This window comes from Stenotrophomonas sp. CFBP 13725, assembly GCF_014841935.1.
Classification (GTDB): domain Bacteria; phylum Pseudomonadota; class Gammaproteobacteria; order Xanthomonadales; family Xanthomonadaceae; genus Stenotrophomonas.
Genome location: NZ_JACYUV010000001.1, coordinates 36,460 through 60,644, shown reverse-complemented (window position 1 = coordinate 60,644; position 24,185 = coordinate 36,460). Strand labels below are relative to the sequence as shown.

At 61.7% G+C, this 24,185-nt stretch carries 16 protein-coding genes, 2 pseudogenes and 1 other annotated feature; of the genes and pseudogenes, 5 read left to right on the top strand and 13 right to left on the bottom strand.

All coding sequences use genetic code 11. The features are described from left to right. Positions 1 to 102 precede the first annotated feature (102 nt). Both IFT65_RS00235 and IFT65_RS00230 read left to right on the top strand, forming a co-directional pair. Entirely contained in the window at positions 103 to 1,578 is a 1,476-nt protein-coding gene (locus IFT65_RS00235; RefSeq protein WP_192079231.1) for an amino acid permease, read from the top strand. A gap of 96 nt (positions 1,579 to 1,674) precedes the next feature. Next, on the top strand, positions 1,675 to 3,102 hold the full coding sequence (locus IFT65_RS00230; RefSeq protein ID WP_192079229.1) for an amino acid permease: 1,428 nt from the start codon (positions 1,675 to 1,677) through the stop codon (positions 3,100 to 3,102). Between the two features lie 280 nt (positions 3,103 to 3,382). Here the strand turns inward: IFT65_RS00230 and IFT65_RS00225 are convergent. The 7 genes and pseudogenes from IFT65_RS00225 to IFT65_RS00195 form a co-directional block, all read right to left on the bottom strand. Beyond that, positions 3,383 to 3,567: pseudogene (locus IFT65_RS00225) on the bottom strand (transposase); the annotation flags it as partial. Between the two features lie 22 nt (positions 3,568 to 3,589). Beyond that, positions 3,590 to 3,932: pseudogene (locus tag IFT65_RS18560) on the bottom strand (IS3 family transposase); the annotation flags it as partial. Next, positions 3,685 to 3,801, bottom strand: a sequence feature (AL1L pseudoknot). (Overlaps the previous pseudogene by 117 nt.) 73 nt (positions 3,933 to 4,005) lie before the next feature. Further along, entirely contained in the window at positions 4,006 to 4,989 is a 984-nt protein-coding gene (locus tag IFT65_RS00215) for an aldo/keto reductase (protein WP_192079225.1), read from the bottom strand. A 396-nt stretch (positions 4,990 to 5,385) separates the two neighbouring features. Then, entirely contained in the window at positions 5,386 to 6,603 is a 1,218-nt protein-coding gene (locus IFT65_RS00210; RefSeq protein WP_192079223.1) for a radical SAM protein, read from the bottom strand. After that, positions 6,596 to 8,053 carry a hypothetical protein gene (locus tag IFT65_RS00205; RefSeq protein WP_192079221.1) on the bottom strand — a complete coding sequence of 486 codons (1,458 nt, stop codon included), beginning with the start codon at positions 8,051 to 8,053 and terminating at the stop codon, positions 6,596 to 6,598. Before IFT65_RS00205 ends, IFT65_RS00210 begins: the two co-directional genes overlap by 8 nt. Positions 8,054 to 8,254: 201 nt before the next feature. Continuing rightward, positions 8,255 to 10,396, bottom strand: coding sequence for a peptidase domain-containing ABC transporter (locus IFT65_RS00200; RefSeq protein ID WP_192079219.1), 2,142 nt, complete (start codon positions 10,394 to 10,396; stop codon positions 8,255 to 8,257). Further along, a complete protein-coding gene (locus IFT65_RS00195) occupies positions 10,389 to 11,468 on the bottom strand; it encodes an HlyD family efflux transporter periplasmic adaptor subunit (protein ID WP_249404967.1) in 1,080 nt (359 codons plus the stop codon). The genes IFT65_RS00200 and IFT65_RS00195 overlap by 8 nt, the downstream gene beginning before the upstream one ends. Positions 11,469 to 12,035: 567 nt before the next feature. On the opposite strand from IFT65_RS00195, the gene IFT65_RS00190 reads away from it, so the two are divergent. The 3 genes from IFT65_RS00190 to mtnC all read left to right on the top strand — a co-directional run bounded on the left by IFT65_RS00190 (position 12,036) and on the right by mtnC (position 14,030). Next, the gene (locus IFT65_RS00190) at positions 12,036 to 12,677 is read left to right on the top strand and encodes a methylthioribulose 1-phosphate dehydratase (protein WP_192079215.1); all 642 of its coding nucleotides are present in this window, start codon (positions 12,036 to 12,038) and stop codon (positions 12,675 to 12,677) included. Positions 12,678 to 12,773: 96 nt separating this feature from the next. Next, complete coding sequence (locus IFT65_RS00185; protein ID WP_192079213.1) at positions 12,774 to 13,328, top strand: acireductone dioxygenase; 555 nt, start codon at positions 12,774 to 12,776, stop codon at positions 13,326 to 13,328. 6 nt (positions 13,329 to 13,334) lie between these two features. After that, positions 13,335 to 14,030 (top strand): acireductone synthase, encoded by a 696-nt coding sequence (mtnC, locus tag IFT65_RS00180; protein WP_192079211.1) that lies wholly within the window; start codon positions 13,335 to 13,337, stop codon positions 14,028 to 14,030. Between the two features lie 146 nt (positions 14,031 to 14,176). Here the strand turns inward: mtnC and IFT65_RS00175 are convergent, their stop codons facing one another. The 6 genes from IFT65_RS00175 to IFT65_RS00150 all read right to left on the bottom strand — a co-directional run bounded on the left by IFT65_RS00175 (position 14,177) and on the right by IFT65_RS00150 (position 24,064). After that, the gene (locus tag IFT65_RS00175) at positions 14,177 to 16,822 is read right to left on the bottom strand and encodes a glycoside hydrolase family 2 protein (RefSeq protein WP_192079206.1); all 2,646 of its coding nucleotides are present in this window, start codon (positions 16,820 to 16,822) and stop codon (positions 14,177 to 14,179) included. Between the two features lie 83 nt (positions 16,823 to 16,905). Next, a complete protein-coding gene (locus tag IFT65_RS00170; protein WP_192079204.1) occupies positions 16,906 to 18,096 on the bottom strand; it encodes an AGE family epimerase/isomerase in 1,191 nt (396 codons plus the stop codon). Beyond that, positions 18,096 to 19,091, bottom strand: a complete 996-nt coding sequence (locus IFT65_RS00165) for a carbohydrate kinase (RefSeq protein ID WP_192079202.1) — start codon at positions 19,089 to 19,091, stop codon at positions 18,096 to 18,098. Before IFT65_RS00165 ends, IFT65_RS00170 begins: the two co-directional genes overlap by 1 nt. A 5-nt stretch (positions 19,092 to 19,096) precedes the next feature. Further along, positions 19,097 to 20,413, bottom strand: a complete 1,317-nt coding sequence (locus IFT65_RS00160; RefSeq protein ID WP_188324191.1) for a sugar MFS transporter — start codon at positions 20,411 to 20,413, stop codon at positions 19,097 to 19,099. A gap of 44 nt (positions 20,414 to 20,457) precedes the next feature. Then, on the bottom strand, positions 20,458 to 21,513 hold the full coding sequence (locus IFT65_RS00155) for a LacI family DNA-binding transcriptional regulator (RefSeq protein ID WP_192079200.1): 1,056 nt from the start codon (positions 21,511 to 21,513) through the stop codon (positions 20,458 to 20,460). A 94-nt stretch (positions 21,514 to 21,607) separates the two neighbouring features. Continuing rightward, a complete protein-coding gene (locus IFT65_RS00150; protein ID WP_342365817.1) occupies positions 21,608 to 24,064 on the bottom strand; it encodes a GH92 family glycosyl hydrolase in 2,457 nt (818 codons plus the stop codon). Between the last annotated feature and the right edge of the window lie 121 nt (positions 24,065 to 24,185).

Here is a 24,185-nt window from a genome sequence, read left to right as displayed (position 1 = left end):
TTTGGCTAAGGTACAGCGAGCCATTCGCATGGCCTTCATTCACCACACGCGTCGACGGCCATGTATCGCCGACTGCTCCACGATGACTTAGGGAAGTACCGCATGCTGAAAGCTCTGTTGAGGGTCAAACCGGTTGAGCCAGCCGGACACGTAGACGCTGGCGAACCCATCGAAGGCAGCCTGGACGGCGAAGCCACCCTGAAACGGACGCTCACGGCAAAACACCTGATCCTGCTCGGCATTGGTGCCGTGATCGGTGCGGGCATCTTCGTACTCACCGGACAGGCAGCCGCCAATCATGCCGGCCCCGCGATCATGCTGTCCTTCGTGCTGGCGGGCCTGGCCTGCGCACTGGCGGGCCTGTGCTACGCAGAGTTCGCCGCGATGATGCCGGTGTCCGGCAGCGCGTACTCCTACTCCTATGCCACCCTCGGCGAAGGCATGGCCTGGTTCATCGGCTGGTGCCTGGTGCTGGAATACCTGTTCGCCTCCGCCTCGGTCGCGGTCGGCTGGTCGGCCTATCTGATCAGCTTCATCACCACCACGCTCAACATGCCGTTCCCGGATGCGCTGAGCGCAGCGCCGATCGCGTGGACCGGCCAGGAATTCATCGCCTCGGGCAAGCTGTTCAACCTGCCCGCTGTGCTGATCGTGGCGGCGGTCTCCGGGCTGTTGTACGTGGGCATCACCCAGTCGGCCTTCGTCAACGCGATCATCGTGGCGATCAAGGTCACCGTCATCTGCCTGTTCATCGGCTTCGGCGCGACCCACATCGACACAGCGAACTGGACGCCCTTCATCCCCGAAAACACCGGCGTGAGCGGTGAGTTCGGCTGGAGCGGCGTGTTCCGCGCTGCCACCATCGTGTTCTTCGCCTACATCGGCTTCGACGCGGTCTCCACCGCGGCCGGTGAGACCAAGGATCCCCAGCGCAACATGCCGATCGGCCTGCTGGGCTCGCTGGCGGTGTGCACCATCGTCTACATCATCGTCTGCGCCGTGCTGACGGGCATGATGCCGTACCACCTGCTCGGCACCGACAAGCCGGTTGCCACCGCGCTGGAGCCGTATGCCAGCCTGGGCTGGTTGAAGACCGCTGTGGAAATCGGCGCCATCGCCGGCCTGTCGTCGGTGGTGCTGGTGATGATGATGGGCCAGACCCGCATCGCGTACACCATTTCCCGCGACGGCCTGCTGCCGAAGTTCTTCGGCAAGATCCACCCGCGCTTCAACACCCCGTACTGGGCCACGATCGTGGTCGGTGTGCTGGCCGCCGCGCTGGCCGGCATGGTGCCCCTGAATGTGTTGGGTGAACTGGTGTCGATGGGCACGCTGCTGGCCTTCGCCACGGTGTGCGTGGGCGTGCTGGTGCTGCGCTATACCCGCCCGGAACTGGAGCGTCCGTTCCGCGTGCCGCTGGTCTGGGTCATCTGCCCGCTGGGTGCGGCGATGTGCCTGTTCCTGTTCTGGCAGGCCTTCGTGGTGCATTGGCATCTGTTCATCGGCTGGACCTTCCTGGGCCTGCTGATCTACTTCGGCTACGGCATGCGTAACAGCAAGCTCGCCAAGTCTCCCTGATGCACCGACGGGCCGGCTCTTTTGCCGGCCCGTTCGGTATCATGCCGCACCCTTTGCAGGCCCTTCGGCCTGCCCGCACCGAAAGACCATCACACCATGCTCAAGCAACTGTGGGCCACCAAGCATCCGCACGCCGCCCATGAAGACGCCAACGGTCTCAGCCTGACCCGTACCCTGGGGCCATGGGGACTGACGGCGCTGGGCATCGGTGCGGTGATCGGCGGCGGCATCTTCGTCATCACCGGCCAGGCCGCCGCCAACCACGCCGGGCCGGCGATCATGCTGTCCTTCGTGCTGGCCGCCATCTGCTGCGGCTTCTGTGCACTGGCCTACGCCGAGTTCGCCGCGATGGTGCCGGTATCCGGCAGTGCCTACAGCTACACCTACGCGACCTTCGGCGAGCTGGCGGCCTGGTTCATCGGCTGGATGCTGGTGCTGGAATACGGCGTATCCGCGTCGGCCGTCGCGGTCAGCTGGACCGGCTACTTCCTCAGTCTGCTGAGCCACTTCGACATCCACCTGCCTGCCGCGCTGGTCAGCGCACCGCTGGATGGGCAGCTGCGCCCCACCGGCGCCATCGCCAACGTGCCGGCCGCGCTGCTGGTGCTGGCGCTGACGTGGCTGTGCTACCACGGCATCCGCAAGTCGTCGGCGATGAACATGGCGATGGTGATCCTGAAGACGGGCCTGATCGTGCTGGTCATCGCCGTCGGCTGGAAGTACGTCGACACCGCCAACTGGCATCCCTTCATCCCGGAAAACACCGGTCCCGGCCAGTTCGGCATGGAAGGTGTGCTGCGTGGCGCGGCGATGGTGTTCTTCGCCTACATCGGCTTTGAAGCGGTGTCCGTGGCGGCGCAGGAATCGCATCGTCCACAGCGCGACATGCCGATCGGCATGATGCTCTCACTGGTGATCTGCACGGTGCTGTACATCGCGATGGCCGCGGTGATGACCGGCCTGGTGCCGTATCAGCTACTGGGGACCGATGAACCGGTGGTCACCGCCGTAGCCGCCCACCCGACGCTCGGCTGGTTGCGCGTCGTCGTGGAAATCGGCGCCCTGGTGGGCCTGTCGTCGGTGGTGCTGGTGATGATCATCGGCCAGCCGCGCATCTTCATGATCATGGGGCGCGACGGCCTGCTGCCGCCGCTGTTCACCAAGATCCATCCGAAGTACCGCACCCCGCACATCAACACCGTGATCACCGGCATCGGCATTGCCCTGCTGGCGGCTCTGTTCCCGCTGGACGTGCTGGGTGAGCTGACCTCGATGGGCACCCTGATCGCCTTCGCGGCGGTGTGCGCCGGCGTGCTGGTGCTGCGCCGCACCCAGCCGGACCTGCCGCGGCCGTTCCGCATCCGCGCCGCGTGGCTGGTGTGCAGCCTGGGTGTGCTGAGCTGCCTGGCGCTGCTGTCGGCCATGACGTTCCATAACTGGATGCTGATGGGCGTGTGGACGGCGGTGGGCTTCGCCATCTACTTCGGCTACGGCTACCGCCACAGCCGCCTGCGCGGGAAATAGGCTGCACCTTGCCGGCTATGAATATTGATGACGCTTCCCATCGCAGAAATCCCCAAAAAATTGCAGGGTGAATTAAGAGCACACATGTAGACCACCAGGCAGCGCGGAGTCAGGGCCTCCCGCTATGTGAGGAACGGAAGCGGATGCGCACAAGGGAAGGTCTGTGAAGATCGCCCGCACTACTGGAGTCATGAGGCGAGCGCATCCCGCAACCACCTGCTGCAGTGGATTTCGATGAAGGTGGGGTTTCGGAGGCGCCGTTGGGCACCTCCAGATGGATTTATCCCATTGCCGAAACTGCCGGCGTGCCATCCACAGGTTGGACGACGCAAGCAGCGTCCGTACCTGCGCGCTGTTCTTGGCCAAGCCACGGTAGCGCACCTTGTTGTAGCCAAACTGGCGCTTGATCACCCGGAAGGGATGCTCCAGCTTCGCACGCATGCTGGCGTTGCAGCTCTCCCAGCGCCAGTGCTGCTGACGGTCGCGCGCGTTCTTGCTCAGACGCGAGGAGGTCGTCGCTGTGGGCACGGGAACAGCGCTGCTGTGGATCGCGCCGGAGCGCCGCATACCGTCGATACCCGACGGGGCGATTTGTAGAACCCTGCAGATCGGCTCGACCCCGAACGTATCGCGATGCGTATCGATCAGCTCTCTCAAGACTTGAATCGGCGCTCGAGCTCCGCCTGGGCAAAAAACCCGCTGGCCACTTTCAGGATTTCGTTGGACCCTCGTAGTTCCTTATTCTCGCGCTCCAGCTCCTTGACGCGCTGCGCTTCGGACGTGGTGACGCCCTCACGCACGCCGGTGTCGGTCTCTTTGCGCTTGACCCAGGTCAACTGGAGCCTCCGGAAACGCCGGGGCGATTCAAAACCCGGGGCAATTCACATATTAGTGGAAGCTGGCCTAATTCAACTGCCCAAGTGAATGAAGCTCAAGCCATAGATCGGACGTGATTGACCCAGCAATCTCTACGGCCTTTATGCATTCTGTTAGTTGTCCTACCCCAGAGCAGCCAAGCAAAACACTAGTGACGTGGCGGTTCCTCAGACACCATGCAACAGCAAGCTGAGCTCGCGTTACACCCAACACGTCGGAGATTTCTCCAACACGTTTTGACATCCCTACCCACTGAAGAAATCGCTCCTCACCTGCGCTATCCCTCAGCGTTCTCAAGTCCTGGAACGAAAATCTTGAGCCAAAGGGCACGCCTTGATCATAGCGGCCCGCAAGTATTCCCTGCTTCAAGGGCGACCAAGTGAGAAGTCCCATTCCAAACCGATCAACCAGCTCATAGAGGCCATGCTCCACAGCATGCGTCGAGAGAAGGTTGTATTCCGGCTGCTCCACAGATGGCCCAATCAAGTGATTGGACAGCGCGAACTCATGCGCCTCGGTAACCAGCGCAGCGGGCCAATTGGAGGTTCCCCAGTGCAGCACCTTCCCCTGCAGGATGAGAGCATGCATGGTCCAAACGATCTCTCCGATGCCCACACTCGGATCCCGAGAGTGGCACAGGTAAACATCAAGATAGTCGATGCCCAGCCGCCTCAATGCCGCCTCACATTCCTCTCTAAGATGCTTTCGGCTCAGGCCCCGCTGGGTTGGCCTGAGGACTCCTTCAGGCCGAGCTCCGTAGAAGACCTTGCTGCAGATGGCGTACGAGTCCCGCTCCCATCCCGAGAGATGAATCGCCCTGCCCAAGGCGCTCTGCGTGGCACCCCAGCCATAGTTTTGCGCTGTGTCAAAGAGATTAATCCCATGATGGTACGCCTTCGAAAGCAATCTCAGACTATCCGCCTCACTCAGTCGCTGACCAACGCTCAACCAAGTGCCAATGCCAAGCACGGACAAACTCAGCCCCGTTTTTCCGAGATTTCGGTACTGCATGTCATCACCATAGGACAGGGCAATCTATGACTGCCCTGCCACGAATGTAAAAAACGTTACTCAATAATTGGGTCCGACGGCTTCGGGCAATTCTGGCTGTACCCACCACTCGACTGATCGAACTTGCAGTAGCCGTTCCCACTCTGTCCATAAGTCGTAAAATCACCGCCAGAGACCGCCTCTATCTCCTGAGGCGTCAGGAGTCTTGCAACCAACTCCGCACCCCGGGGATCCTTGTCATCCGCATTCATTACAGGTTCCTTTTTAAGTAGTACCTCATGGACGGCCGCGGGCCAGTTCAGCTTCGTCGAGAGCGACCGGATTCGACAAATGCCATAGCGAAATAACGTTAAATAGTAACAACAGATCAGTTTACACCGACGGCAGGGAAAGAACCTAAATGGCAACTGTTGGATTCGCACTCCCTTCAATATCCAGAATTTTCTGCATCAACGAATGAGGATACCCATTATGAATGAGATAATTCGCAATGTAGGCATAATACTTCTTCAGCCCCTCACAGTAGATGCTGGAATTGTCGAACTGACGTGCGCGGCTAAATCGATTCTCTAACGCGCCTCCTCCGCAGATCTTCCTCCACTGGCAACCGGCGCAGTCATCTGGAAGTCTCAAGCGAGCTTCGTCGAGAGTTAATAGCCCGGGATCATTAACAAAGTCCAACAGAGAAGAGTTTACGATTGAGTAAGCACGCTGCGACAAGCGCCACTCCAGTGCCGGAATCAATGAATCGTCACAACTGACCTCACCCGTGCTCTGAATAACCACCACGTGAGTCCTTTTGTCAAAGATATCCGCGGGCTCAACCTGGCTTGGAATATATCTCTGGAAGTAACTAATAACTTTTGCCACCTCCCTTACGGACACATCCTGGCGATCAAGCCACTTGTTGAAGAGCGCTATCAGCATGTCGCCATACTGGGCGGCAGACTCTCCTTCAGCAAACGGATGGTCGTGACTCCTGTCCGGCAGAAGGAACCCCATGTAGCCGAACTCTAGATCGTCAACAAAGTGATTAAACGTTTCCTCAATCGGGGTTTCACGCTCAATAACGCTCAGAACTCCTATTGTATTTATCCTGCGCTCTCTCTCCAGTTCGTGCAGCCGGTAGATTGTTTTCGTTACTTTTTTATGCGACCCTTTACCTCTATGGGTCAGCCGAAATCGATCATTGTATTGTTCGGGACCGTCGAGACTGACTCCAACGGTGATACCGAAGTCGGATAGGATATCCTCCAGCTCGCGCGAAAGATGATAACCATTTGTCTGGATTCCGAAGCTAACCCTGCAAATGGGAGCCAAAGCGTCAGACAAGGCAGAAACCAGAAGCCTGAAATCCCGCGGACGCATCAGGGTGGGCTCCCCACCGTGAAACACAATTTTTACGTCCTGAATCCCAAGATCCCTGACCCCATTCTTGAGATAGTCAGCGACAAGCACGAACTTATCACACTTCATTATCGGATCGCGCTTCTTATAGGAGTCGTCCCCCATGAAGAAATAATAGCAATAGCTGCAGGCAAGATTGCAGCGCTCGGCTACCTTTATTATCACCTGCAGTTCATGCAGCCTGCGGATCGGGACCAGATCATTCATGAGCATCCCCATAAGTTATGGGTGAAAGGCGAAGCGGCGAGTACAGATAGGCCGGAGGGGAGCGGCACGACACCATAGACGGCGCCGCATGATCGCTTGAGTAATCAACCCTTACGTTCCCCTTACTCTGACAGGCTGAAAGCCATGCAGACCTGGCAAGCATCACCTGGTTTCTAAGATTGAATCCATTAACTGATATGGGTGTTCCCCCGACCCGCAATGAACGACAGCCCTTGATCTCCGGGTCTATCACAACCTCGCCGCCACCTGTGAACAACCCGTACTTTCCCCTGCAGTCGTTCCGAGAAACTTCCCTCATCAGTTCCACAGCGACACGGAACTGCTGCCCCCTGCTCAAGTCACCCGTCTCAGCGTGGAGCATGTATCCATTCTGAGCAAAAATTTCCACCAAATTATCCTTTAGTAGGATTTCCCCGCCAAAGACCTCGTTGAGAGCGACATCTCCAGGAGCCGGGGACGAGACGGCAGACTGCAAGAGGTAGGTCCATAACGGACCTAAGGCGATGGCGGGGTCCTGATTGATTCGAACTAGTCTGAGAAACGTGTAAACCATCCCGCACGAGTAGGCGAGCTGATGTTCACCCTCAGCTAAAAGTAACTTTAGGCTCCGCCGCTGACCCCCTGCTTGATCGACGCATGATTCGGCGGCCGCAGCGACATCATGTGCGGTACCGCGCTGCTCTCTTCCACCTGCCTCGGCCAAAAACAGACTAGCTGCCATCTGCGCTCCACCTTCAAGCAGCATCATTCTCGTTTCGGGAGCAAGGTACCTAACCTTCTCGATATCCTGATTCCATTGATGAAATGCTTCATGCGCGATGAAGCGTGGGAGCTCTTCGGCGAACCGCGCAGATGCAGAAAAGCAGCCCTCGCGCACGCCAATTAGCAAGAGGCCCGGCAGCGAGCTTCCATTGAATTCACATCCCTTACGAGCATCAGCGCCACCTTCGACAAGAAATATCATCGAGTGCAAATCAATTTTTTCAGGCCCAAGCGCATTCCGATAGAACACCTGCGCCCGCCTCAACCAGCCTTCATATTTTTTCAGAACTTTCTGTGGTACACGTTGATCGGCTTGAACGTTCGCAATTGGCATCGCGTGACCACCAACAAATAGTGCATAGCCTTGGAGCAGCGCCACTGGTGGATCTTTGCGTCCCGTCGGATGACCTAGATTCAAGCTGCTGCAGAGTCGGTCAAATTTAGAACCGTCAGAATTTATCAGGTGGCGAACGTTGATCGCCACGGTTTGGGGCCCCAGTTTTATGACCATCGGGTACTCCCTCCCTTTTGGCAGTACGGTGCTACTGATATCCAACGTAAACACATAATCGCCGGGCCTAGAGAAATCGGATGCCTGCCATCGTTGCAGATCCAACATAGGGACACTCTCGCTTGCCACCCGGAGGGTCGCTTTGGAAGTAGCCATGTCCACCTCAAGTCCTCCCAAGAGACAGTCTGGCTTCCGGGCCCACGCATTTGTCGTAGCGAGCACACCAAGAGAAACGCATGCCAGCGTCAGCCAATTTTTTACATATTTAGGCACCAATCCGACGAAGTTCCTATCGACAGCATGTAGACTAATCACCCAGTAATCATTGCTTCCTTGACGTTTTGGTTTCAGCATCGCTCAGCCCTCCCTCGTCATCTCGTACATCTCATCCGCACTCTGTACTGTCTCTGGCCGATGAGCGATCACTACCCGCGTCGTGGTCAACGCCCTTACTGCAGCGTTGATGCGTCGCTCGCGTTCCAGATCCAAATGACTGGTTGCTTCGTCCAGAACCAAGAGGCGGGGTCGGCGATACAGTGCTCGGGCCAAAATCACCAACTGCTTTTGCCCTCCTGATAAGCTGGAGCCCATGTCGCCAACCAAGGTTCTATAGCCCATTGGCATCGCCTGAATATCATCATTCACTGCAGCGAGTTCCGCAGCCTCTCGAATGCGCCCATCATTTGAATCTGGATCTCCGAAGCTGATGTTGTGCCCAATCGTTCCCGCGAATAACTGATCGTCCTGCATCACTGCACCAACTACGCTCCTGAAGCGACCAAGGCCCACCTCGCCGATACTCCGTCCGCCAAAAATCACCTCTCCTTCGGTAGGTGTCAGCAGACCAAGCATGATCTTGGCAAGCGTAGTCTTGCCACATCCAGAGGGGCCAGTAATCGCGATCGAGCACCCAGACTCCACTCTCAGGCTGCAGTTCTTCAGCACCCATGGATCCCCATCTGAGTATCGAAAACTGACATTTCTGACCTCGATGCTCGAATCCTCGGGCATTGCGCAGCAGGCCTCGCCATCGGCTGCTTCGGGTTCACTGAGGGCAATGTCGGCCAGCCGCTCTGCATGAAGACGAAGCATTCTGAAATCGACCCACTTATCTGCCAGGGCCGTCGAACGAGAAATGAACATGTCTGCGAATGCAACGAAAGCAACCATCATTCCAACTGAGATTTCCTCTTCCATCACCAATAAGGCCGCACCCCAGATCAATACAACCCGTCCTAATCCAAAAATGAGTCCATTCGCAGCACCGAAGGAAATATTCAGCTGTTGAATACGGGTTCCGCGATTTATCACCTGCACGGTTGCATTTGAATATCGAGCGCGCCGGGCATCGTGTTGATTTGCAAGTTTAATCGGCAAGATTCCGCGAATACTTTCCAATAGATCACTTTGCAGTCGCGACGCATAAATGAGCTGATCTTCATTTGCCCGCCACAATGGTCCAAAGAAAGCACACCGAAGCAGTACGTACAGGAGGAACATCCCCACAACCATGGAAGCCAAGCGGACGCTGTAATTAGCCATGATTAGCAGGGTCAAAAATGACATGAATCCATCCAGCAATGACCCAATGAACTGCGTCGTCAACGTGCTTTGTATAGCTTGTATTGAGGCGAGCCGCGACACGATGTCACCCACGTGCCGTTTCTCGAACCAGCTCAATGGCAACCGGAGCAGATGTCCAACTATATTACTTCCCCACTGCAATGAAGTTATGGCACCCATCCAGTTGATAATCCAGGCTCGAACTGACGTAAACAAAATCTGAAAGAACGCGACAATCGCGAATCCGGCCGACAACAACGTTAGAAGGTCGCGGTCGGACGATATGATTACTTGATCTACCGTCCACTGCAGATAAAATGGGCCAACGAGTATGAAAGTCTCAAGAGATAGAGCAAGCCCTAGAATTTGCAGTACGACCGGTATGAGCCCCCTTATTGTCCCCAGCATGCTACGAAGCGATACAGTGGCACATCTGCTGGCTCGCCGAAAATCTGTGGCTGGAATCAACTCAAGGGCAACTCCGGTAAAATGGCGGGACACCTCCACCATCGACAGCCTTCGGATACCGCGGGAGGGATCGTGAACTACAGCACCGCGGGCTCCAATCTTGCAGAGCACGACGAAATGGCTCATATCCCAATGTAATATGCAAGGCAATCTCAGTTTGTCCAACTTTTCCATTTCAATCTTTAGCGCTCGCGATTCCATGGAGAGTGAAGACGCTACCTGCATAATCCGCTTCAGGGTGGCGCCATTCTGGGACAATCCGAATTGTGTCCGCAGCATCACCAAGTCAACGTAATGACCATAGTGGCCTGCGACCATGGCAAGGCACGCTAAGCCACATTCGGCAGCCTCTGCCTGTAGGACCAAAGGTGTCACGCGGCGCCAGCCGAAGCGTAGTTCAGACTGAAAAGCCGCCTGCGCGTTTTGCTCCACTCCATGTGCTGCTCGCGATAAGGGACTGCTACTCATTTGCTCCTACCTCAAGCAGACGGCGCCGGATACCAAACATTGGCTCAAACAGCCATTCAACGATCCGCCGGCGCTCTCGGAGGACGTCTGCCTGCAGCGCCATCCCGGGCCTTATCCTGTGATGGAGCCCGTCAGCCAAGACGTACTGACGGTCCAGATCAACATCTACCTGGTAGACCGGCCCCATATCAATTGGTGTGAGACTGCCAGTCAAGGCAGATTGTTCTGCTGATGTCAGAGCGCTGCGAGAAATAGTCGCGACCCGACCAAACTGCTGCCCAAATTTCTGATAAGGGAATGCGTCGTACCGCAGAACTACACGATTGCCGCGACTTATAAAGCCAATTGCCCGGCTGGGCACCAATAGCTGCGCTCGCAGCCTCGCACGCTCTGGAAGTATGGACATGATCGGCTGACCGGCACTAACCATCTGACCGGCTTTGACGAGTAATGCAGAAACAAGACCATCTTCCCCGGCGCGATGGAGCATGCCGCGTTGCAACTCGTTCTCGGCGCGCAATTTCTCCACATCAGCGAGCTCCCTTCCGATTGAATTACGCCGACCCGCTTCGTCCAAAGGAAGTTTCGCCAATGCGTCCAGATCTGTGGCGAGTTGCGAACGAAAATCAATCTTCTCGCGCTGCAGTTCCGCGAGCCGGGACCGAGCAGTGAGTACCACTGCCGTCTGACGCTGGATCTCGAATATTGAGACGTATCCATTACCTGAAAGCGGCTTAATACGCTCCAGCAAAGCACTTGAATCTTCGACTTCCTGCCGTTGAAGCGCGGCCTGCGCCTCCACCAGAACCAACTTCTGCCGAATCAATGAGGCGCGGGTACGCAATGCGTCAGCCTGATGATGCGCAAGTTGTATTTGCAGAAGCAGATCGGCGTGGTGACGATCAGCCTTTTCATCCAGTGTCCGGTTGATCAGGGCGTGGATCGCCTCGGACCGCAATGTTCCTTTTTCGGTTGATATCTCGATCAAGGCCGCGCCTGCATTGACGGCCTGACCATCCTTCACATGGACGCGTGCCACCGTGCCTGGGCTGAGAGCAATGATGTTGAGCAAGCCACTGCTTGGCACTACTTGACCCGTGACCGTTTCACGACCCGAATACTGACCAAACCATAGGAAAACACCAATGCAAATTGTCAGCGTGAGAGCAAGAAAGACTAGAGGCCACCTGGATATCGGTCCGGCGAGAACAACGTCTCCCAGGCATCGCTGCCCTTCGTCTGACGATGCTTCGCGGCGAAAAAGTTCATTAGCCACAACACACTCCCGGCTCGATGGCCTCATCACTTTTGCCAGTTCGACGAATCTCCGACCCGATCCTGAAACTCGATAATCCCTTTACCTGCGTCCCCTCCCGCTCACAGGCACGTCGTCGACAACAAGATCAACCCTATTGCTCATCAGGTTCACGCAATCAAGGCAAGCTTCCAAGCAGCACCATCCGCGACCCTCTTGATCTCTTATGCGCTCGAGAAATTGTTGCAGCAAGAGGAAAACCGGACGCCATTGGGTGACTGGATTCTGAGGCTGCGGGACGTGAAGTCGCCCCGCTGGCCAACGGTTTCCGCCCCGGTCAACTGCAGAGCCTCAGCGGCTGACCGAATCCAGTAAAATGCCCACATGAACGCGCCCTCTTTCCCCTACGACACCCAGCGCCTGAGTGAACTGGCGCAGCTGCTGATCGACAACATCCGCGAGCTGGCCCAGGCCGGCTGGACGCCGGCGACCAGCAGCAACTTCTCCCATCGGCTGGACGACCACCATGCCGCGATCACGGTCTCCGGCCGCGACAAGGGCCGGCTGATCGAAGACGACATCATGGTCGTGGACTTCGACGGCAAGGCCGTAGGCCGCCCGCTGCGCCCGTCCGCGGAAACCCTGCTGCATACTCAGCTGTATCGCCGCTTTCCGGAAGTGGGCTGCGTGCTGCATACGCATTCGCCGGTGCAGACGATCGCCTCGCGCCTGTATGCCCCGCAGGGCCACATCCGCCTGGAAGGCTATGAGCTGCTGAAGGCCTTCGCCGGCAACAGCACGCACGAAATGGCCATCGACGTGCCGGTGTTCGCCAATACCCAGGACATGGACGTGCTGTCGGCACAGGTCGATGCCCTGCTGGACACGCAGTGCCTGTGGGGCTACCTGATCGATGGCCACGGCCTGTACGCATGGGGCCGCGACATGGCCGAAGCGCGGCGCCATCTGGAAGCCTTCGAGTTCCTGTTCCACTGCGAGCTGGAGCTGCGCCGCCTGCGCAACTGACACGCCGTGGGTGCCGGGTCAGATGCCGGATTGGAATCTGACCCCCGCCCGCCGCGCTGCTACCCTGTCTTCCCCCACTTTGTTCAAGCTGCCGCCATGAGCCGACTGCGCATCTACAACGACACCGCCCCCGACGCGCCGCTGCTGGATACCCAGGACGGTGCGCAGATCGCCGCCGAACTGCAGAAGATCGGCGTAACCTTCGAGCGCTGGACCGCCAGCCAGCCCGTCGCCCCCGGCGCCAGCCAGGACGAGGTGTTTGCCGCCTACCGCAGCGACATCGATCGGCTGGTCGCCGAGCGCGGCTTCAAGAGCGTGGACGTGGCCTCGATCGCGCCGGACAACCCGAACCGCGCCGAGCTGCGGAAGAAGTTCCTCGACGAACACTTCCACAAGGAGGACGAAGTGCGTTTCTTCGTCGCCGGCTCCGGGCTGTTCACCCTGCACGTGGACGAGAAGGTCTACGAGATCGAGTGCGTCAAGAACGACCTGATCGCCGTGCCGGACAGTGTCAATCACTGGTTCGACATGGGCGATGAGCCGAGCTTCGTGGCGATCCGCTTCTTCACCGAAGCCGATGGCTGGGTCGGGCATTTCACCGGCACCGACATCGCGCAGAAGTTCCCCCGCTACGTGCCTACCCAGGACTGAATCGCCATGCAGCCCCGCGTCATCCTCACCGATATCGAAGGCACCACCAGCAGCATCTCGTTCGTCAAGAACGTGCTGTTCCCGTATGCGCGCAAGGCGCTGCCCGGTTTCATCGCGACCCACGGCAACGAACCGGACGTGCGGCGGTGGCTGGCCGCCGTGGCGACTGAAATCGGCGGTGCCTGCCAGGACAGCCTGGTGGCGGAAACGCTGCAGGGCTGGATCGACCAGGACCGCAAGCACACCGCGCTGAAAGCGCTGCAGGGCAAGATCTGGGAGACCGGCTACCGCAATGGCGATTACAAGGCGCACTTCTATCCGGAAGTGACCGCCGTGCTGAAGGGCTGGCATGCCGCGGGATTGCCGCTGTATGTGTATTCGTCCGGATCGGTGCCGGCGCAGAAGCAGTTCTTCGGTTTCAGCGACGCCGGTGACCTGACCGCCCTGGTATCGGGCTGGTTCGACACGGAAATCGGTGGCAAGCGCGAGGCCGAAAGCTACCGCCGTATTGTCGATGCGATCGGCGTGCCGGCCGGCGAGATCCTGTTCCTGTCCGATGTGGTGGAAGAGCTCGATGCCGCGCGCGACGCCGGATTGCAGACGCGGCTGTTGGATCGGTTGGACGACTACCCGCTGCCACGCAGTGGTGAAGCGACGCACGGCCACGAGCGGGTGGAGAATTTCCAGCAGATCGCGTTCTGACGGTCTCGCCGCTGCGCTCGCCGAGCATGGCTCGGCGCTACCAGACCCCGATAAACTGGTGACGGCGGCACCCGCGATATCCCGGTAGCGCCGAGCCATGCTCGGCGGGGGCCTTCCCGCGAAAATCCGCCGCGCATGGCTCGGCGCTACCGCACTGCGTGTACCCCGCGACTATCGCCGAGCGTCTGCACGCGCAGCGCCGCGCGCAGCGTCGCGGCGTCACGGTCAGATCGTACGCGCAGCACACGGCGCTCACCCGGCAGCAGGTCCAGCAGGTTGTCTTCCAGCACCACCTCGTGCAGCCCGAAGTCGATCCACGCCGCACGCACCAGACCCCGCGCCTGCAGCACCACCTCAAGCTGATCGCCCTCGCCCTGCAGGCTCGCCTGCACCTGGTCGGCCTGCAGCGCCTGATCGCGCGCTTCGACGAAGCTGACCACCTGCCGCGACACCACCCGCTCATCCTGCAGCAGCTCGACCACGGCAATCGTGCGCGCAGGGTCCTCCACCCCCAGCATTCGGGCATCCCCCAGCCGCCCGACCTCGGTCGCAGAACCGGGCGCGAGCACGATGGCCTGTTGCCTACGGCTTATCTCACGACCGTCCAAGGCCATCACCCGCAGCCGCCAGTCAACCCGCTGCGGTGTGGGCGTATCGTTCAACAGGCTGATCCGGGTCACGCCGTCATCGCGCAACGCCGCCACCGCAAGGTCGGCGAAGAAGCGCCGCGCCTGGAAATGCAGCGCCTTCCAGTGACCGTCATGGTCCAGGCCGGACCACGAAGCGCCCGGCCACACATCGTTGAGCTGCCAGTAAAGCGAGCCCATCGTGTAGGGGCGCGATGCGCGATGGTGCAGCGCGGCCAACTGGATGCCCTCCGCCTGCATCACTTGGCCGAGATACAGGAACGCGGCGAAATCGCGCGGTTCGCCGTAGCCCAGGCGGATGTAGTGCAGCAGCCGTTCGTTGCCCTGCCCGGCCATGAATTTCTGATGCGCCTGTATCACCGGGCTGTCGATACGCTGTTCCGCGCGCGGCGCAATGCGGTCGACCATCGCCTGCGACGGCCATGACTGCAGGCCGTATTCGGACATGAAGCGGGGAGTCTCGCGCAGGTAGGCCGTCACCGGCAGCGCCGGATTACCCCATACCTGCCAGTAGTGCTTGTCGCCCCGCGTGGAGTCGTTGGCCTTCGTGTCCAGATCGTTGCTCGGCGAGCTGGACCAGTACGGCACACCCAGCGCTTCCTCAGCCACGACCCGGCGCAGGTCGTTGCCGAACAGATCGACATAGCCCTGCCACACCTTGGCGGCGAACACAGGATCGGCCTTCTCCAGATCGCGGCCATGCCCCCAATCCTTCCAGGCCGTCTCTTCTTCGTTGTTGCCACACCACAACACGATGCTGGGGTGGTGACGCAGGCGGCGGACGTTGTCGCGCGCTTCCGCAACCACGCTCTGGCGGAACGCCGGATCATAGCCCGGCTGCATGCCGCCACCGAACATGAAGTCCTGCCAGACCAGCAGGCCGAGCTCGTCGGCGATGTCAAAGAAGGCGTCGTCTTCGTAATAGCCACCGCCCCAGTTGCGCAGCATGTTCATGTTGGCGTCGCGCGCTGCGGTCAGGATCGTGCGCAGACGCGACGTGGCCACCCGCGCAGGGAACGCGTCGAACGGAATGACGTTGGCCCCCTTGGCGAATACCTCGCGTCCGTTGATCACGAAGGCAAAGCCTTGCCCACCGTCGGCATCGTCCTTCCGCCGCAGTTCAATGCTGCGCAGGCCGATGCGGCGTTCTGCGCGCAACGCGGGATCCTCATCGCGACCGAGTGACGCGTGCACGGTATAGCGGTCCTGCGCGCCCTGGCCGGCCGGCCACCAGCGGCGGGGCTGGTCGATCTGCAGGAGCACGTCGATCTGCTGCTCGCCCGGCTGCAACAACGCGTTGTGCTGTGCACGCGCCACGATGCGGCCCTCCGGGTCGCGCACGTCCACGTCGAGCAGCGCCGAGGCCGCCGCGCCCTCGTGCCGCACCGTAACCTGTGCCGTCAACAGTGCCGCATCCGCATCCAGCCGGTCCGTGCGCACGGCGAGGTCGTCGATACGGTGCGCGCCCCAGGTCTCCAGCCGGACCGGACGCCACACACCCGCCGTGACGTAACGCGGGCCCCAGTCCCAGCCGAAGTGATACGCCGGCTTGCGCACGAAGTTGCCCACCATCGCATCGCGCGGCTCGTCGCCATAGGGCGACGGATAGTTGCCCGCGATCTTGTGCGGCATCGCCTGCACGCTAGGCAGCAGCGTGGTGATCGGCGAGCGGAACACGATGCGCAGCGTGTTGCCACGTGGCTGCAGCCGCCCCTCCACCCGTGCGATCCAGGTGCGGTGCGCGTTGTCGGCACGCAGCAACGGCTGGCCGTTGAGTTCGACCTCGGCAAAGGTATCAAGCCCCTCGAATACCAGTTCGGCATGGGGGCGCGCCAGGGTTGCGGCCGCGACATCGAAGGTGGCGCGGTATTCCCAGTCGGCCAGGCCGATCCACTGCAGCGATGCTTCGGGTGCGCCGACATAGGGGTCCGGAATCAGCGCGTGGGCCAGCAGGTCGGTGTGTACGCTGCCGGGCACCTGCGCCGTCCGCCAGGCGCTGGCGCGGGGATGCGCCGACGCCTGCGCGTTGCCGGGCAGCAGGCGGAACTCCCACCGTGCGTCCAGGACCGCAGCGGGCGCCTGCGCTGGCATGAGCAGCAGCATCACGGCAATGGCCAAGCACCACGAGGTGATTCTGGTCTGCATGTCGATACCTGGAAGGTGGGCGGGCTTGCGCCGCCGGGTGGACATCCGCCGGGCATGGCCCGGCGTTACCGACAGCTCCTGTTTCAGGCCTTGGGCCGGACCACGTTCAGCACTTCGTAGCAGGCACCCATGGTGTGGTAATCCACCTTGCCGGCCGGGCTCTTTTCGTCACTGTACTTGCGGTTGTCCGCGTCGAGGATGCGGAACCATGCGCCGTACTGGTGATCGACGAAATGTTCCCACGAATAGGCCCAAAGCCGGTCGTACCACGCCCAGTACTGCGCGTCGCCGGTGCGTTGCGCCAGCACCGCGGCGGTGGCCAGCGTTTCGGCCTGCACCCAGAAATACTTGTCGTCGTCGCAGACGCTGCCATCGGGAGCGAAGCCGTAGTACAGGCCACCGCGCTCGCGGTCCCAGCTGCGTTCCACCGCCACGTCGAACAGATGGCGTGCCAACGGCACCAGCCAGTCCGCCTGCACATGACGGTCCAGGATCAGCAGCAGCTTGGCCCACTCGGTCTGATGGCCGGGCTGGAAGCCCCACGGGCGGAACAGGTGCTTGGGATCATCCAGGTTGTACTTCCAGTCGACATTCCACTCGCTGTCGTAGTGTTCCCAGACCAGGCCGTCGGCCTTGGCCGCCTGGCGGCGCGTCATGATGTCGGCCAACTGCAAAGCACGATCCAGATAGCGCTGTTCGCCACTGCTCTCGTACGCCGCCAGCATCGCTTCGCACATGTGCATGTTGGCGTTCTGGCCGCGGTAGCCACTGAAATTCCACTGCGCGTCGGCTTCATCGCGGTACAGCCCGTACGGCGCTTCGTAGAATCGCGTTTCCAGCAGCTGCCAGGTTTCATCCATCCAGCCGCGCGCTTCTTCGATGCCGGCCTTCAGTGCGCAGCTGTAGGCCAGCAGCACGAACGCCACGCCGTAGCAATGGTTGGTATCGTCTTCCACCACGCCATCGCGCAGCGTCCAGGCATAGCCGCCTGTCGCGGGATTGCGATGCACATCGCGCAGGTAACGCACGCCGTGGGTGACGCCTTCCAGGTAGGCGGCATCGCCGAACTCGCGGTAGGCCATCGCATAGTCGAAGACAAAGCGGGTGCTGCTGACCAGGTGCCGATGCCCTGCATCGTAGACGCTGCCATCGTCACGGAAGTAGTGGAAGAAGCCGCCCTGCGGATCGATGCAGCGCGGATGGTAGAACGCCATCGTGTGGGCGATGTGGCCGCGCAGGAAGGCGGGCGAACGGAAGTCGGGGGGCTGCGTCATCAGGGGGTCTCCTCGGGTTGCTGCAACAAGGCATCGACTTCGGCGCGCGACGGCATGGCCGCGAACGCACCCTTGCGGGTCACCGCCAATGCCCCGACGGCGGCGCCGAAGCGCAGCACCGCGCGCATCGCCGTGGGATCAGCGCAGAACGCCGGCAGTCCGGCGGCATCCACGCCACGCTCGACCAGGGCGGTCAGCAGGCCACCGACGAAGGCATCACCGGCGGCGGTACTGTCCACCGTCGGCACGCTGAAGCTTTCCACCTGGCCGCTGCTGTCACGGGCATGCCACTGCAGCGGCGCCGCTCCGTCAGTGACCACCACCCAACGTGCGTGCGCGCCCAGCAATCGCTGCAGCACCTGCTCGGCACCCTGCGGCCCCAGCGGGGCCGCGAGGTAGTCCAGTTCCTCGCGCGAGAGCTTGACCACGTCGGCCAGTTCCAGCGCCTGCCACAGCGTCGGCAGCGGGTCAGCGTCGGTCGGCCACAGCGCCGGGCGCAGATTGAGGTCCAGGCTGACCAGCGCACCCGAAGCGCGCGCACGCTGCATGCCCTCGAACGTGGTCCGTGCGATCTCCGCCTCGGTCAGGCTGTTGGAACAGACATGGAAGCAGCTCGCCTGGTCGAAGCACCCTGCCTGGAAATCGGCGGCGCGGAACAACAGATCCGCAGCCGGCGGGCGGTAGAAGCTGAAACTGCGCTCGCCGTGTGCATCCAGCGCCACGAAGGCCAGCGCGGTCTTCGCCGCGTCGGTGCGCGCAATGAAGTCGGTTCCCACGCCATGCTGCTGCAGGCTGTCGGCCAGGAAATCGCCGAACATGTCACGCCCCAGCATGCCGACGAACTGGGTGCCCACGCCAAGCCGGGCAGCGGCCACGGCGACGTTGGCCGGCGCGCCGCCGGCGTACTGCAGGAAGGCCCGCGGCTGCTCGGGCGATGCCGGCGGCTGCGCTAATAGATCGATCAAAATCTCGCCGAAGCAGACAATGTTGCCCATCTGACTCAGCCTCCGCGCGGTGCGATGGCCGGCAGGCGGGCGCCTGACAGGCCGAAGAAGATCACGTAGCCGTAGCACAGCAGCGGCAGGATGAAGCTCGGCTGCAGACCGATATGGTCAGCCAGCACGCCCTGCAGGTACGGCACCAGCGCGCCACCGACGATGGCCATGATCAGCAGGCTGGACGCCTTGTTGGTCAGCGGCCCCAGACGCTCGATGCCGAGCGCGAAGATGGTCGGGAACATGATGGAGTTGAACAGGCCGATGGCCACCACCGAGTACAGCGCGACCTGGCCCGAGCTGGCCATCGTGGTGCCCAGCAGCACCACGTTGATGGCGGCGAACAGGGCCAGCATGTGGCGTGGCGAGTAACGGGTCAGCAGCGCCGAGCCAGCGAAACGGCCGATCATCGCCATGGTCCAGTACGCAGACACGTAATGGGTGGCCTGCTGCTCGGTGAAGCCGCCGATGGTCGGCATCGACAGGTAGTTGACCAGGAAGCTGCCGATGGACACTTCGGCGCCGACATAGAAGAAGATACCCAGCACCGCGAACAGCAGGTGGCGGTGACGCAACGCGGCGCCGTAGCTCTGCTGCGGGCCATCGTCCACCTTCTCCGCGGCCTCGCTCAGCGTGGGCAGGCGGAACAGATAGACGAACAACGCCAGCAGCACCAGCGCGATCGCCAGGCCGATGTACGGGCCCTGCACCGACTGCGCTTCGGCGGCGCGGTAAGCCGCCTGTTCGGCCACCGACAGTGCATTGATTTCATCGGCACTCTTCACCGTGTTGCCGAGGATCAACAACCCGCCGAAGATCGGTGCGATGGCCGTGCCCAGCGAGTTCAGCGCCTGTGCAAGGGTCAAGCGGCTGGAACTGGTTTCCACCGGCCCCAGCAGCGCAACGTACGGGTTGGCGGCCACCTGCAGCACGGTGATGCCGGTAGCAAGCACGAACAGCGCGCCCAGGAACGCACTGTACTCACGCAGCTCGGCCGCAGGCCAGAAGCCCAGCGCGCCCACGCCGGCGATCAGCAGGCCGGCCACGATGCCCTTCTTGTAGCCCAGGTGGGCCACCAGCCGGCCCGCAGGCAGCGACATCAGGAAGTAGGCACCGAAGAAGGTGAACTGCACGAGCATCGCGCGCGCATAGTTGAGCTCGAATACCGCCTTCAGATGCGGGATCAGGATGTCGTTGAGGCAGGTCAGGAAGCCCCACATGAAGAAGATCGTGGTGGCTACGCCCAGCGCCATGCGGGTGTTGACCGGCGGTGCGCCTTGCCCGGGCGTGGTGTTGAAACGGGGCGTTGATGAAATCGGCATGCGGGTTCGCGCCTCGGTGCGCGTAGGTTGAATGTGGAAGGGAGTCAGTTCGGACGGGCCGCGCTGCTTTCGCGGATGCGCAGCTGCACGGGGGCAACGGTGCGCACGGGCGGCGCATCGGGAGACTGTACGCGCTGCAGCAGCAGCTCGGCGGCTTGCCGACCGCGCGCGCGCGGGTCGACGGTCAGCGTGGTCAGCGGCGGCACCGCCACCGACGCTTCGGGAATGTCATCGAACCCGGTCACGGCGAAGTCGCCGCCCGGACGGATGCCGCGTGAGGTCAGGCCCAGCATCAGGCCCAGCGCCACAGTGTCGTTGTAGCAGACGGCTGCGCTCGGACGCAGGCCATCGACAAACAGCTCATCCACCCGCCGCGCGGCTTCAAGACGGTTGGGCGCTGATTCGATCAGCCATTGCGGCGTCACCGCAAGGTCCGCTTCAGCCAGCGCCTGCTGATAACCGGCGCGGCGCTGTTCGCAGGAACTGGAATCGGCGTGACCGCCGAAGAAGGCGATGTCACGGTGTCCGCGCTCGATCAGGTGGCGGGTCGCCAGGTACGCGCCCTGCTGGTTGTCCAGCGCCAGGAAATCCCAGTCCGCCCCGACCAGCGCACGATTGAACAGCAGCACGTTGGCCGTGGGGCCCAACGCCTGGCGTACCTGTGCGGTGTCGCTGCCCTCGGCCGGCGACAGGATCAGGCCCGCCGGCGTGTGCTCCATCAGCGTGCCCAGCACAGCCTGCTGGCGCTGCGGCGATTCACCCGTACTGCCAAGCAGCGTCACATACCCCTGCTCGCCCAGCGCCTCGTCCACGCCCGCGGCGAATTCCGCGAAGAACGGGTTGGACAGGTCGTTGATCACCAGCGCCACGCTGGACGAGGTGCGACGGCGCAGGTTCGCCGCCGCACGGTTGTAGACATACCGCTGTCGCCGCAGCTCGGCTTCCACCTTGGCGCGCGTATCCACGTTCACCAAGGGGCTGCCGCGCAGCACCAGCGATACGGTCGCCCGTGACACGCCGATCGCCTGGGCGATGTCGGTCACGGTGACGGCACGCTCCCCGCCTTTGCGCGGGGGCTTTGTGCTGCTGGCGTCATTCATCCTGGAATGGACCCTGGGATCGGATAGGTACCTGAATCATAGCGGGCGCAGCCTGCCATGCCACGGGTGCATGCAGCGAAGGCATCGCAACGCTTCATTCCAGCACGCTGCCCGGCGCGGCGCAGTAAGACACCGGCAGGTCCTTGGTCGCGGTTCCCCAGCCCTGCTGCGGTGCCTGCGCACCCAGTGTCCAGGTGATGTCGGCGCCACGGCGCAGGGTTTCCCAGTCCAGCCACACGGCCGAATGCACCTTGCCATCCACGTCCACGCCCTGCACGTACTGCAGCGCACGACCGTCCGCGCCGGGGGCCCGCAGGGTCAGCTGACGGCCATTGCCGAGGGCGACATCCACTTTGGCGAAGCGCGGCGCGTGCAGCAGGAACTCACCGCTGCCCGGCACGGCCGGATACAGGCCGAGCGCACTGAACAGGTACCACGCCGACATGGTGCCCAGGTCGTCGTTGCCGGTCACGCCATTGGGTGCGTTGGTGAACAACTGCTGCGCGGCACGCACCACGGTGGCCGTCTTCCAGGGCTGGCCGATCAGCGTGTACATCCACGGCGCGTGCAGGTCCGGTTCGTTGTTGGGGTTGTAGCGGTACTGGTTGTAATAGCTGTACGGACCCACCACCCATTCCTTGCGCGCGGCCTGCAGCGGATCGGCCAGCAGGGCATCCATCGCGAAGAACGCATCCAGTCGCTTGCCGGCCTGCTCGCGGCCGTGCATCGCGTCCACCAGTCCGGGGACGTCCTGCTGCGCCAGCCACTGGTACTGCCACGCGGTGCCCTCATGGAAGCCGTGGTGCGAGCGCGGGCTGTAGTGTCCATCGGACGGGGTGTACCACTGTTCGCCCTCGGTGCGCGGCCGCGGGAAGCCGGTGAACCCGGTCTCTTCGTCGCGCACCGACACGTCCCACACATTGCGCCAGTTACGCCCACGCTGACGCAGGATGGCCGCGTCGGCGACATGCCCCAGGCCATCGGCCATCTGCGCCAGCGCGCAGTCGGCCAATGCATATTCCAGGGTCGCCGAGCCACCATGGTGCGGATCCACGTCCATGCCCTTGGACGGGAATGCGCGGTCATACACCACATACCCCTTGTCCAGGTAGGACGGGTTTCCCGAACGACCGGCCGCGCGTGAGTTCAACGGCGGCACGTCGAAGGCGTTGCGACGCAGCGCCGACCACGCTTCCTGCTCACGGCCGTCCAACGCACCGAAGCGCCACAGGTCGGCCATGAACGGCGTTACCGGGTCACCGGTCATGATGTTGGTTTCGAAGTTGGCATAGCCCCAGCGCGGCAGCCAGCCCCCTTGCTCGTCGATGGCCAGCAACGTGCGGCCGATATCGCGCGCCACCTTCGGCCGGGTCAGCGCCAGCCACTGGTTCTGCGCGCGGTAGGTATCCCACAGCGAGAAATACTCGTAATACGTCCAGCCGTCGGCGCGATGGATCACATCGTCGTAGCCCCGGTAGCGACCATCAGCATCACTGCCGGTCAGCGGCTGCAGCAGCGCGTGGTACAGCGCGGTGTACAACACGGTGCGGTCATCCTTGCTGCCGCCGTCCAGTTTCACCGTCGACAGTTCCTCGCGCCACGCCTCCTGCGCCAGGCCGCGCATGCGCTCGAAGCTGAGCAGTTTGCCACCCTGCATGCCGTCGCTGCGCAGGTTGGTGCGCGCACCTTCCGCATCCACGTGCGAGATCGCGCTGACCGCTGTCACTGCGCGGCCCTTCGCCATGTCGAAGCTCAACCACGCGCCATTCGGCTTGGCCTCGCCTTCCATGCTGTGACGTGCGCCGGCCAGGCCGCGCTCTTCGCCCCACACCCCGTGGGCCTTGAACGGACGATCGAACTCGATGCGGAACCACGTCGTGTACTGATGGCCACCGCAGAAGCTCTTGGTGACCAGCTTGCCTTCCACCACGCGATCACCCACCACATCGATCACGCTGCCGATCACCGAATGGCGTTCGTTGGCCTGGCCGACGTTGACCAGCACGTGACCTTCTTTCTGGCCTGCCGCGAAGGTGTAGCGCTCGGCAGCGGCACGCCTGCGCGCGGTCGCTTCAGCATCGATGCCGCCGTAGCTCGTCAGCTTTACCCGGTAGTAACCGGCCTGCCCCACTTCACCGGCATGGTCGTAGGTGGAGGCATACGCCTTGTGGTCGAAGGCCTTGGGATTGGTGATGTCGAAATCGCCGCCCGCGCCGATGGTGCCGGTGACCGGCAACACCGAGACCTGGCCCCCCTGCTCCCAGCATCCTGCGCCGGACAGGAACGAATGGCCGAAGCCGCGGATCTTCTCGTCGTCATAGCGCCAGCCGGCATAGTGGCTGCCGATCGGGCTGACCTGGATCAGGCCGAACGGTGCCGAGGCACCCGGGTACGTGTTGCCGTCGTCCTTGCTGCCGATGAAAGTGTTCACTTCGCGCTCAAGCGCGGCCGGTGCCGCCTGCAGCGCGGGTGCGACGGACAGGGCGATCACGCACGCCAGTGAGGCGAGAGGCGTGAAGGCACGCAGGGGGGAACAACGTCGGAAGGTCACGTTCACTGGCTCCTTGAGGGCGTCGGGGCGTCGGATCCGAACCGGCACCACGTCCGCGAAGATCCGGCGGGGCATCCAAGTTCGGGCGATTTAGATCGATTGAAGTAAACATGAACGATCG